This window comes from Ruminiclostridium papyrosolvens DSM 2782 (assembly GCF_029318685.1).
In the GTDB taxonomy this organism is placed as follows: Bacteria; Bacillota; Clostridia; order Acetivibrionales; family DSM-1351; genus Ruminiclostridium; species Ruminiclostridium papyrosolvens.
This window is the reverse complement of sequence record NZ_CP119677.1, coordinates 3,044,895-3,057,766: the sequence shown is the minus strand read 5'-3', so window position 1 is coordinate 3,057,766 and position 12,872 is coordinate 3,044,895. Positions and strand designations below refer to the sequence as shown.

The following is a 12,872-nucleotide window of genomic DNA, read 5'->3' as shown; positions in this document are numbered from 1 at the left end:
ATTACAAGTATTTCTAAGGATTAGTTAAATAAATCCGGCATAGGGGGCGGTTTTTTTGTCAATAAAACCTATAGATTTTCAGATGGTAGTTCCAAAGACATCTGAAGTATCAAAGATCTATAACGATGATGTTAATAAAAATCAGGCAATTCATCAGCAGCAACAAACAGCCGGTCAGACAAAAATAGACAATAAGCTGAAACAGGTTGTTAATAGAGAAAATGTACAAAATGATCGTGTTAAAGAAAAGCAGGAAAGAGATAGTTCAAGGCAGAATGAAAAGAAAAAGAAACGGCAGAATAAAGATGATGACAGACCCACAATAGACATTCGGGTCTGATAAAACAAAGGATAAGTTCTAGAGGTGGATATGGGAGCATTTTACGTTACTATAATATTCTTGGGAGTTATTTTGGTAGCAGTATCTCTTTTCCTTATTTTAATGGATAGGGCTAACGGTAAAGACTTTTTTAAAGAATTTGATCGCAAAAAAGATGAGATGTTTGGGCTAATTCAGGATTCAGAAGAAATGATACATGAACTTAACAGAATGTCTGATTACGTTGTAACAGTTATTTCTGAAAAAAATCAGGAATTTTTTAAAAAAGTTAAAGATATGGATGACCAAGATAAAGTTGAAGAAAAACCTGTTAATCAAATTCAACAACAGATACAGATAGAGGAACCGATTATTTCAACTCCGGAGCTGTCAACTGAAGTAGATAAAATTAATCAGCAAATTAATCAGGATATTCAGAAGCTTACAAATATCCAGAGCTATAGGAATATGCAAAGCGGTATAAAGCAGCAAAACGAGGCAAACGATGAAATAATTGATACAAGGGAAGACATTGAAAAGCCTTCAAAATTAGTACTTAACAGCAGAAGAAAACAAGTACTGCAACTAATTGAACAGGGCTTTAGTAATGACGAAATTGCAGAGAAAATGAAAATGGGAAAAGGTGAAATCGGACTTATACGTGGTTTAAGCGGCAGTAAATAGTGCAATTTTACAATATAGAAGTGATATTCGCATAGGAGTATACAGATGAGAAAAGTCCACGAGAAAAGTATTTTGTTGGGTATCGGTATCGGAATGATTATAACCGCAATAACAGGGATGATTTATTCCGGGGGGACACAAAAGGATTTAACCAAAAATGAGATAATCAGTCGTGCCAAGGGCTATGGTTTAATTGAACCGGTTAAATTGCTAAATGAAAATAATTCTGCAGCAGACAGTACAGCCGCAGATACCACAAGTGAAAAATCACCGGGAGTGAGTACAGTTTCTCAGCCTTCAAAAGAGGTTGCAGATAAAACATCCACCGAAAATAAAAACAAAACAAGTACTGATGCTAAAGAACGAAATATTGTAGTCAAAATTGAAGACGGTCATATTTCAGAAGATGTTATGAAACAACTTTTTGATAAAGGAATTATAACAAGTGAAAAAGATTTTACCAATGTTATTAATTCTTACAAGGCTTCAAGAAAGATTATTTCGGGGACATATAAGTTTAAGAAAAATGAGGATTTAGACTACCTCGTAAAGAAAATATGCGGTATTAAATAGCATGTTAAAATTTATTGGTTTTTTGTAATTTTAGTATTGCGTTATCTGATTTTCTGTGTTACTATATACAAGCAGCAGATGTTATGTATGCCGAAGTGGTGAAACTGGCAGACGCACTGGACTCAAAATCCAGCGATAGTGATATCGTACCGGTTCGATTCCGGTCTTCGGCACCAAGAGGGTTTCGTAGATTTTTAGTCTATGGAGCCTTTTTTATTTTGTACGATTCAGCAATAATAAATACTGATATTAGAAAGGTATTTATAACATAGTACAATATAAATTTTGAAAAGGTATTGACTAAAAAATTTTTTATAGGTATTATAAAGTAAATATTAAAAGTAATGATTGGAAATAGTAGAAGTCTTAAAAACTTTCAGAGAGTCGGTAGTTGGTGTGAACCGATAGTTTTTTAGGGTTTGAACTCATCCATGAACTGCAGCCCGATAATGTAGGGTGAGCCGGAGTTCCACCGTTATAAGGATAGATGGTATTTGCCATTGAAAAGTGAGTTATTAATTAATTAATTAGAGTGGTACCGCGAGTAAACCTCGTCTCTATAACAGAGATGGGGTTTTTTTAATGGTTAAATTCCGGGTTTAGCCATTAAACTGATTCAAATATATAATATGAGATTGAGAATGGAGGATTTTTTATGAGTAGAAAAATACTTGTACTTGATACAACATTAAGGGATGGTGAACAGGTACCGGGGGCAAAGCTGAATTTGTATGAAAAACTCGAGTTGGCCCATCAACTTAAAGCTTTAAATGTAGACATTATTGAAGCGGGTTTTCCAGCCTCTTCACAGGGGGATTTTAACGCAGTAAAGGAAATTGTCGCGAGTATTGGTAAAGACCGCACTATAACAGCACTTGCCAGGGCAGTAAAGAATGATATTGATGCAGTCTATCAAAGTATAAAGTATGCTAAAAATCCATTAATTCACATTGTACTCGGTACTTCTTCCGTACATGTTGAGAAAAAGTTCAACAGGTCAAAGGACGAGGTTTTAGAAATGGGAGTTAGTGCGGTAAAGTATGCAAAGACACTTTTGCCTGATGTCCAGTATTCAACAGAAGATGCTTCAAGGTCTGATTTTGAATATCTTTGGAAAACGATTGAAGCGGTTGTAAAGGCTGGGGCGACCATGATTAATATTCCTGATACAGTCGGGTATGCAGTACCTGAGGAATTTGGAGAATTAGTAAAAAAGATAAACTATCGTCTAAAGAATATGAATGATAAGGTAATACTAAGTGTTCACTGTCATAATGATACAGGATTAGCAACAGCGAATACACTAATTGCAATAAAAAATGGAGCAGACAAGATAGAGTGTACTATAAATGGTCTTGGTGAAAGAGCCGGTAACGCTGCACTTGAGGAAGTTGTGATGGGGCTGAAACTTCGTGCTGAATACTACAATGCATATACAAATATTGTTACAAAGGAAATATGTAAAGCTTCTCGATTGGTTAGTAATTTAACAGGTCTTGATATACAGGTAAACAAGGCCATTACTGGTGATAATGCTTTCGCACATTCTTCGGGTATTCATCAAGACGGATTGTTAAAGTCAAGGGATGTTTATGAAGTTATTTCCCCGGAAGATGTGGGTGTGGAAAATATGGAAATTATTTTGACAGCAAGGTCAGGTCATCATGCATTCAAAAGTGCAGCAGAAAAAATTGGCTGCAAATTTAAAGATGATGAAAGCTTTGAGTATCTTTTCAATAAATTCCTTGAATTAGCTGACGTAAAGAAGGAAGTCTATGACCATGATATTTACTACTTAATTGAAAAATACAGTAATGAAAAAGCATTAGCCAATAACGCAGGAAATCAATTCGAAGGAATTGACTTATATGAGTTAATATCTTTTCAGGTAGTCAGTAACGATATTTTTCCAACTGCAACAGTAAAAATGAAGAAAGGAAAAGAAATTATTATAAATAGTTCTGTTGGAGACGGACCAATTGATGCTTTATACTCTGCAATTAAAAACATAGTTGGATTGGATATAGACCTAAAAGAGTATAAAATTAATAGCATGTCCAGAGGAAAGGAAGCACTTGGAAGAGTAAGCATAAGAATTGGCTATAATAATCAAAAAATTTATTCTGCTCGTGCTATGGATACAGATGTTATTAAAGCAAGTGCATTAGCTTTTATCAATGGTATTAATTCAATCATACTTGAGAATTAGTACGGGTACCGATACGCAAAATACAAGTATAAGCACAGAAATAACTATTAAAAATTATTGCCAGATATAATCTATATAATAGAACAATCTGGCAATAATTGAAAAAATATTAAATTTTTGAGAGCTAATACTTTGGAAATACTTATCCATCATTGAGTCTAAAAGGCTTTATACACAAAATTATTTATAGTCTCGTTTTGTTAACTGCATAAACTATATAGCAATTAGACTTTTGAATAGTTTCCTAAAACCCAGCCGTTGTAAACATGGTTCTGCCAAACTTTACAATGCTGGAGATAGTCATGACCAGTGTAAGTACTGTCTCTCAATTCTATCCATCGTCTATCATATTCTCTCCATGAATCGTAGCGGCTTCGAGTAAATATACATTTAACTGTGCCAGAAACGCCAATAGAAAATTTTTGACCAGCCCATGAAAATTCACCTTTGGCATCAGCAGTCACATTAGCTTCTACAGACTCTGTAGCATCGAAGGTGTTGTAAGTCTTTACATTCACGTCATTTGAATACTTCCACCAGAAGAATCCTCCAGCCGGTGTTGGTTCCGGTCCATAAACGCTATCGTATGTACCTTGGGCAAAGGTAAGTTGTGGTATCATAATTGATACTATCATAATTAATGTAACAATAGTTGCTTTTAACCTGCTTTTTAATCTAGTATTATTAATCATGTATTACCCTCCTGAAATTTTTGAGATTAGCAATTAATGCCATGAAAGATGTTAGACCTGTCCTGAAAATGTAAAACTATAGGCGAATAACTGATTTAATAATATAGCATATACCGCTTTACTCTGAAAGAATTAAATAATCATTGTTCATAAAGACCACCACCTTTCTGTTTAACTGCATATTTCAGGTGAACGGTATATAATTTTTTGTTTTTACCATAACTTGCCATAGAATTACATAGGACTTTCAAGTCTGTAAATTTTACTTCAATTAATTATAACTTAAATTTACATAAAAAGTAAATTATTTCCTAAAATGCGATCAGTTATTGCCGTAGAATCAATTTGTATATTCTTACAATATTTTCTTTATATAATCATTAATTTGTAATATAATGTAATAAAATGAATTCCCAGAATGTATTTATATAAATTATAAAAACCTCACAATAAAAATTTTAGAATAAAAGTGAATTCATCTATAAAAAAATTTTTTGGAGGTAAAAATCATGAAAAAACTCTTATTTTCTATCATCATGGCTATTATTCTGACAAGTTTTGCACCAGCAACTATTTTTGCTGCAACCCCTCAAATCAATGGAAGCGATGTTATGATTATTGGCGATTCTTATTTTGCCTTGTCCGGTGAAATTGTCAGAGCCTTGGAAAATGAAGCTAGAAATGCTGGTGTTTTAGGTGCAAATGATAGATTTAGAAACAATCCGGTATCTGGAGCAACACTAGCAAATAATGGAATTCCTTCTCAGTACGCAAATGGTATTAGTTCCGGTAAAGTTAAGTATGTAATAATGGATGGTGGCGGGAACGATTGTCTGCAAGGTTGGACTCCTGCACCATATAATGAAAGCACACCTTTTATTAAGAATGCAACAGATGCAGTTACTAATCTATTGAAACAAATGAAAGGTGACGGCGTTGTTAAAGTATTTTATTTATTCTATCCTAATCCAAACGGAGATCTCAATGGGTTAAAGGGAAAATTGGATGCGTTAAGACCTATAATGCAATCTACAGTAGCTAACGCAGCAGTAAAGCCGGAAACATATTTCTTTGATATAAGACCAACCTGGGACGGACATTTATCAGAGTATACACTATCTGACGGTATACATCCTACTACAGCCGGAAGCGTAGCAACAGCAAAAGCTATGTGGGCTGAAATGCAAAAAGTTAACTTTTTCGGTACTAGTGCTCCTGAAATAAAATATGGGGATTATAACAATGACGGAAGTGTTGATTCATTGGATGTCTTGGCGTTTAAAATGTATTTGTTGAATTCTGAACGTACATATACTAAAGTATTGGATCTCAATGATGATAACACTGTAGATTCAATCGATTTTGCAATTATGAAGCAGTATTTGTTAGGTATCGTAAAAACCTTACCTTACAAATAAAAGTACTATTGTAAACCTCTGATATAAAACCAAGGGTTTCAGCTAATAGCTGAAACCCTTGGTTTTTTGCCCATATTGACTTTTGGCATTGTACAAGTAATAATATGATTAACATCTTGGAGAAATTTGCCGCGTAATCTTACCTACCTATAAATAGACATATAAGGATTAGTAAATGTTTAAATTAAATAATATTTATCGACCAATTACTGCACAGCCGTTTTTATATGACGAATATTATACTGAAATTCAGCCATGTGAAGCACTAAAACCCTACATATGTTGTTTTTGGGGTACCCGGAAGCCTTACTCAGATATTACGTCAATCAAAATAAAAGACAAGCTTGTAATACCTGATACATGCATGGATATAATATTCAACATTAATACTGATAAAAATGAGTTGGATGGTTTTTTTGCAGGGCTAAGTGATACTACATTTATAGATAAGACAAAAAATGTTTCATCCTCAATGTCTTGCTTTGCCATTAGATTTTATTGTTGGGCTGTACCATTATTTTCTGATAAATCCATGAAACATGTTCTTAATTCATTCGTTGAAGTTGAGGACTACTTTAAAAACTTTAAGCGAGACTTGTATGATATACTGATTAGAAATCAATTATTTCATGATAGAGCGGATAGGGTTCAACAATACCTAATTAAGAAGATAAACCATGACAAACAGAACAATAATATAATGAATTCTGTATATAAAATTTTAAAATCTAAAGGTACAGCCAATATTTCGGAACTTGCCGGTTTCACGGCAGTAAGTCAAAGACAGCTTGAAAGGTTGTTTTTAGAGAATATAGGGGTTTCCCCAAAAAAGCTTTCAGGTCTTGTTCGTTACCAATACCTTTGGCAGGATATTTTATATAATACAAATTTAAATATTCACGATAGTGTCTGCAAATATGGGTATACAGACCAATCGCATTTACTTAATGATTTCAAAAAATATCACACCTTATCTACTGCAGATGCACGAATATTTGCATATAAAAACAGATGATGTCGGATTTTTACAATACAACAAAAACTGAAAATGATATTATATAAAAACTTAATATTAAGTACTTGAGTATCAGGTAAAAAGTGTAAAATACACTGGGGAGGGTTATATATGTTTAGAGCAATACTTCAAATTTATGTCAAGGGAAGTGATGAGGCTTTCGAGTTATACAAGAAGGCGTTTGATGCAAATATAGGTTATCAGGACGTAGACGAAAATGGTATAGTTATCCATAGAGAACTTGACGTTTGCGGACAAGCCATTGCAGTTGGTGAAGCTAATGACACTACTCGTGCCGGAGGAAACAAAAGGCTTACTGGCAATACCATGCAGTTTTGTATTCAATTTGGAGCAGGTGAAGATAATCGGGTACGTAAAGCATATGAAATCTTGCAAGATGGTAGTGAAATTATTACTCCTTTTGGTGAACTGTTTTTCAGTCCATGTGGTGTAGAACTGATAGATAAGTACGGTGTATGGTGGTGCCTGTTCATATAATACTTTGTTATAAAATATTCGAGAGGTGATATTATGAAAAAACTTACATTAAAAGACTACACAGAGATTAAGTCATGGATATATCGTAATGCAAGAACTATTGAATTGGCAATTTGGCAGTATTACTTTGAAAACGGCAGTAAGGAGGCAGTGCTTTCTGCTCTGGAGTTTTATCAAAATGACGATGGCGGATTTGGTCATGCTCTTGAAGCAGACAGCTGGAATCCAAATTCATCACCGTATACAACCTTAAAGGCAATAAATATTTTAAAAGAAATTGGATTTAATGATAAGCAGCATCCGATAATACAGGGAATATTTAAGTTTCTGGGAAGTGATGCTTATTTTTCTGAAAACGGGTGGTATTTTAATATCCCGTCCAATGACGACCACGCCCATGCACCTTGGTGGACATACAGCATGGAAGCCAATGCTTTCGAAGGCATTGGACTATCCGCTGAAATTGCAGGTTTCATATTATTGAATGCAGATAAAGACTCTGAAATATCCAATAAGGCTCTAAGGATTTCTGACTTTATAATCGGCAAGCTCAGCACAGCGGACAATTATGGAGAAATGGGAATAGGGGGTTACTGTGTGTTACTTGACACTTTGGAAAAAACAGGGCTGGCGTTACAATTTGACCATAAATCCCTTACAGAAAAAATAAAAAAGCTTGTATATAATTCTATAGAAAGAGATACCTCTAAATGGCTTTATTATACCAGAAGACCTTCAGATTATATAAATTCTCCTGAAAGTATCTTTTATGAGGATAATAAGGATATTATAGCAAAAGAGCTTGATTACCTAATTGATACAAGGCCTCAGTATGGCGTTTGGAATATTACATGGAGCTGGTTTGAAAACAATGAGAGATTTTCAAAGGAATTCGCCATAAGTGAAAATTGGTGGAAAGCCAGAGTTGCCATTGATAAAATCATTTATTTAAAAAACTTTTGCAGGTTGGATGAATTTAAAACTTAGTATGTAGGGATTAATATTTTTCAAAAGCACTTTCAAGGTTTTTCATTATACTTTTCCTTCTAAACTATTTATTACAAAAATAAAGAAAATATATTATAATGTAAATAAATACAAAAAATACAATAAAATGGAAGGAAATCTATGAAGGCTATATTTAAGAAGGTGATTTCAAAATGGTGGATATCAGCAATAATTGTAATGTTATTGCTGATAGGTTCAAGTATCTGCCCAGACACTGCAAATGCAGCATCTACTACAATTCAGACTGGAGGTACTGATGGGACCTGGGTATATACACTTTCAAATGGTTACGCCACAAATGTTTATTGTACAACTTCCACTCTTAGAGGAACTGTTACTGTTCCAACTACTGTTGCAGGATATACTGTTATTAGTGTTGGCGGAGCTAGTTCATCATATCCAGTAATATCCAACTCTACAGCAAAGGCTAATGTATCTGGCATAGTAATACCGAGTACCGTAAAGACAATAAATAGCAGTGCATTCTATAAATTATCTGCATTAAACTATGTATCTTTAGGTAACACTGTAACTAGTATAGGTTCTAGTGCATTCTATCAATGTACTGGAATAACTTCGGTAGATATACCCAGTACTGTTACATCAATAGGGTCTTCTGCATTTTATGGATGCACAAATCTCTCATATATAAATCTTCCGTCTACAGTTAATACAATAGGTAATAATGCCTTTTATAATTGCTCTAGAATAACCTCAATATCGATTCCTAATTCAGTTACAAGTTTAGGGTCCTATGCTTTTTATGGATGCTCAGGAATAACTTCCAAAATAGTGATTCCAAGTACTATTAAAGTCATAAATAGCTATATTTTCTACGGATGCTCACAAATACGGTCTGTAACTTTGCCCGACTCAATTACCTCAATAGGTTCGTATGCATTTACTAATTGCACGAGCCTGACAACAATAACAATACCCAGTTTGGTAACCTCAATAGGTTCGTATGCATTTACTAATTGTACGGGCCTGACAACAATAACAATACCCAGTTCCGTAACCTCAATAGGTTCGTATGTGTTTAACGGATGTACAAGTCTTCAGTCGGTTGAATTTAACGGAACTTCCACAGCGTTAAATAGCTATATTTTTAAAGGCTGCAATAAATTAAACACTATTACAATAAACGGTACTCTTTCCGTAACTGGTACGGATGCTACATATACCCCGTTCTCAGGTTTTATTGGGTATCTTACAATAAATGGTACCGGCAAAATACCAAATTACCTATTTAAGGATTGTACTAGCTTGACATCAGTCAGCATTGAAGGTTCTATATCAGCAATAGGGTCTTCTGCATTCTATGGGTGCACGGGTTTAACTTCCGTAGAAATATCCGCAGTCGCAACAATTGGTGCTTCCGCATTTTATGGATGTACAAATCTCTCATATATAAATCTTCCGTCTACAGTTACTACAATAGGTAATAAAGCCTTTTATAATTGCTCTAGAATAACCTCAATATCGCTTCCGGATTCAGTTGCAAGTTTAGGGTCCTATGCTTTCTATGGATGCTCAGGTATAACTTCGAAAATAGTAATCCCAAGTACTATTACAATTATAAATAATTATGTTTTCTATGGATGTACAGGTATTACGTCAATTACGTTACCAAATTCCATTACATCAATAAGTTCCTACGCATTTGCTAATTGTACGGGTTTGACAACAGTAACAATACCTAGTTCTGTAACATCAATAAGTACATATGTGTTCAACGGATGTACAAGTCTTCAATCAGTTGAATTTAATGGAACTTCTACAGTGTTGAGTAGTTATATTTTTAAAAATTGTAACAGTTTAAATTCTATTACAATTAATGGGAAAATTTCAGTAACTGGTACAGATGTTACCTATGCACCGTTCTCTGGATTTAGTGGAAATATTACAATAAACGGTACTGATCAAATACCAAACTACCTATTTAAGGATTGTACCAATTTGGAATCAGTATACATTGGAGGTTCTATAACAAAAATAGGGTCTTATGCTTTTTATGGATGTACAATGCTAAGCAAAATTACAATTTGTGATTCAGTAACGTCAATTGGAGACTATGCCTTTTATGGATGTGCAGGAATAACGTCGATAACATTACCAAGTTCCATTACCTTGATAGGTTCCTATGCATTCACTAATTGTACCTGTTTGACAACACTAACAATACCTGTTTCTGTAACTTCAATAGGTACATATTCATTCAGCGGGTGCTTAAATCTTCAATCCATTGAATTTAATGGAGTATCTGCTTTGTTAAATAGCTATGCATTTAAAAATTGCAGCAATCTTCGATATTTAACAATAAACGGTTCGTTGTTCGTAAACTCAGGTAGTGCTGTACCGTTTTATGGAATAAGTGGAAATATTACAATAAACGGTACAGGAAGCATTTCTGATTACCTGTTTACTGGGTGTACAGGGTTGACATCGATAAGTATTGAAGGGTCGATAGCATCCATTGGAGCTTCGTCATTTAAGAACTGTACAGGATTAACCTCCGTACAAATGACTAATGCTGTCACAGCGATTGGTGACTCAGCATTCTATGGATGTACAAAAATAACGTCTATACCATTATCAAATTCTATAATAAATATAGGTTCCTATGCGTTTTATAATTGTTCGGGGATAACCTCAATATCAATTCCAAGTACGGTTACCATTATAAATAATTATGCTTTTTATGGATGCACAGGAATAACGTCGATAACATTACCAAGTTCCATTACCTTGATAGGTTCTTATGCATTCACTAATTGTACTGGGTTGACAACAATAACAATACCGGTTTCTGTAACTTCAATAGATACATATTCATTTAGCGGGTGTATAAATCTCCAGTCCATTGAATTTAATGGAGTATCTACTTTGTTAAATAGCTACGCATTTAACAATTGCAGTAATTTAAGATATATAACAATAAATGGTTCACTATCCGTAAACTCAGGCAGTGCTTCACCGTTTTATGGAATAAATGGGAATATTACAATAAACGGTACAGAAAAAATCTCAGATTACCTGTTTACTGGGTGTACAGGGTTGACATCGATAAGTATTGAAGGGGCGATAGTATCCATTGGAGCTTCAGCATTTAAGAACTGTACAGGATTAACCTCTGTACAAATGACTAATGCTGTCACATCGATTGGTGACTCAGCATTCTATGGATGTACAAAAATAACGTCAATACAATTATCAAATTCTATAATAGATATAAGTTCTTATGCATTTTATAATTGTTCGGGGATAACCTCAATATCAATTCCAAGTACGGTTACCATTATAAATAATTATGCTTTTTATGGATGCACAGGAATAACGTCGATAACATTACCAAGTTCCAATACCTTGATAGGTTCTTATACATTCACTAATTGTACTGGGTTGACAACAATAACAATACCGGTTTCTGTAACTTCAATAGATACATATTCATTTAGCGGGTGTATAAATCTCCAGTCCATTGAATTTAATGGAGTATCTACTTTGTTAAATAGCTACGCATTTAACAATTGCAGTAATTTAAGATATATAACAATAAATGGTTCACTATCCGTAAACTCAGGCAGCGCTTCACCGTTTTATGGAATAAATGGGAATATTACAATAAACGGTACAGAAAAAATCTCAGATTACCTGTTTACTGGGTGTACAGGGTTGACATCAATAAGTATTGAAGGGGCGATAACGTCCATTGGAGCTTCGGCATTTAAGAACTGTACAGGATTAACCTCTGTACAAATGACTAATGCTGTTAAATCAATTGGTGACTCAGCATTCTATGGATGTACAAAAATAACGTCTATACCATTATCAAATTCTATAATAAATATAGATTCCTATGCATTTTATAATTGTTCGAGTTTGACTTCAATAACAATACCTTATTCTGTAACAACAATCTCCAAATATTCATTTTATAATTGTGTGAAATTGCAATTTATATCAATTCCATATACAGTAACCACAATTGAAAGTTATGCATTTAGTTCATGTCTTGGCTCAACCACGAATAGAATCATCATTCCAAAGAATATACAATTTATAGGTGATTCCGCGTTCTATAGAGTCATGGGCGTTTATTATTACCCGGAGAATTCTGTTGCGTTAGCAGCATCAGCATTTTATACCGGAGTATATGCTTGGACTGCAATCGATGAAACAGCACCTACTGTAAATGTTTTAAATATAGAAACAACAACTGTGCCAGTTTGTGTAACATTATCATTCACGGATAATTATTCGGGCGTTTCATATTGGATGGTTACTTCTGACGCAACAATACCTACTTCATGGAATAATATTGCTAATAGTGTAAACTCAACAGTAACATGGACAACAAATACGAATGGAACATATTATGCATGGGCAAAAGATGCATACGGAAACATTTCCGATTATAAACTCTTTACAGTTCAAATATAATCAACAATTAGTA

10 protein-coding genes, 1 tRNA gene and 1 other annotated feature are annotated in these 12,872 nt (G+C 34.0%); of the genes, 10 read left to right on the top strand and 1 reads right to left on the bottom strand.

The features are described 5' to 3' along the window. The first annotated feature begins 55 nt into the window (after nt 1-55). The 5 genes from P0092_RS13660 (at nt 56) to P0092_RS13640 (ending at nt 3,785) form a co-directional block, all read left to right on the top strand. Nucleotides 56-340, top strand: coding sequence for a hypothetical protein (locus P0092_RS13660; RefSeq protein ID WP_004621957.1), 285 nt, complete (start codon nt 56-58; stop codon nt 338-340). A gap of 30 nt (nt 341-370) precedes the next feature. Next, a complete protein-coding gene (locus P0092_RS13655; RefSeq protein ID WP_004621955.1) occupies nt 371-1,003 on the top strand; it encodes a helix-turn-helix domain-containing protein in 633 nt (210 codons plus the stop codon). A gap of 45 nt (nt 1,004-1,048) precedes the next feature. Beyond that, nucleotides 1,049-1,576, top strand: a complete 528-nt coding sequence (locus tag P0092_RS13650; protein ID WP_004621953.1) for a hypothetical protein — start codon at nt 1,049-1,051, stop codon at nt 1,574-1,576. 89 nt (nt 1,577-1,665) lie between these two features. Beyond that, a tRNA-Leu gene (locus P0092_RS13645) sits at nt 1,666-1,752 on the top strand. 159 nt (nt 1,753-1,911) lie between these two features. Next, nucleotides 1,912-2,138 (top strand) — a binding site (T-box leader). Nucleotides 2,139-2,231: 93 nt separating this feature from the next. Continuing rightward, nucleotides 2,232-3,785, top strand: a complete 1,554-nt coding sequence (locus P0092_RS13640; RefSeq protein WP_004621951.1) for a 2-isopropylmalate synthase — start codon at nt 2,232-2,234, stop codon at nt 3,783-3,785. 224 nt (nt 3,786-4,009) lie between these two features. On the opposite strand, the gene P0092_RS13635 is transcribed toward P0092_RS13640, so the two are convergent. Beyond that, nucleotides 4,010-4,405, bottom strand: a complete 396-nt coding sequence (locus tag P0092_RS13635) for a hypothetical protein (RefSeq protein ID WP_131451652.1) — start codon at nt 4,403-4,405, stop codon at nt 4,010-4,012. A gap of 581 nt (nt 4,406-4,986) precedes the next feature. Here P0092_RS13635 and P0092_RS13630 point away from each other — a divergent pair. The 5 genes from P0092_RS13630 to P0092_RS13610 all read left to right on the top strand — a co-directional run bounded on the left by P0092_RS13630 (nt 4,987) and on the right by P0092_RS13610 (nt 12,859). Beyond that, on the top strand, nt 4,987-5,895 hold the full coding sequence (locus P0092_RS13630) for a dockerin type I domain-containing protein (RefSeq protein WP_004621947.1): 909 nt from the start codon (nt 4,987-4,989) through the stop codon (nt 5,893-5,895). A 175-nt stretch (nt 5,896-6,070) separates the two neighbouring features. Then, on the top strand, nt 6,071-6,910 hold the full coding sequence (locus P0092_RS13625) for a helix-turn-helix domain-containing protein (protein WP_004621944.1): 840 nt from the start codon (nt 6,071-6,073) through the stop codon (nt 6,908-6,910). Nucleotides 6,911-7,021: 111 nt separating this feature from the next. Then, entirely contained in the window at nt 7,022-7,408 is a 387-nt protein-coding gene (locus tag P0092_RS13620) for a VOC family protein (RefSeq protein WP_004621943.1), read from the top strand. Between the two features lie 33 nt (nt 7,409-7,441). Next, the gene (locus P0092_RS13615; RefSeq protein ID WP_004621942.1) at nt 7,442-8,395 is read left to right on the top strand and encodes a hypothetical protein; all 954 of its coding nucleotides are present in this window, start codon (nt 7,442-7,444) and stop codon (nt 8,393-8,395) included. A 141-nt stretch (nt 8,396-8,536) separates the two neighbouring features. Further along, nucleotides 8,537-12,859 (top strand): leucine-rich repeat domain-containing protein, encoded by a 4,323-nt coding sequence (locus tag P0092_RS13610; RefSeq protein ID WP_276186929.1) that lies wholly within the window; start codon nt 8,537-8,539, stop codon nt 12,857-12,859. Nucleotides 12,860-12,872 lie beyond the last annotated feature (13 nt).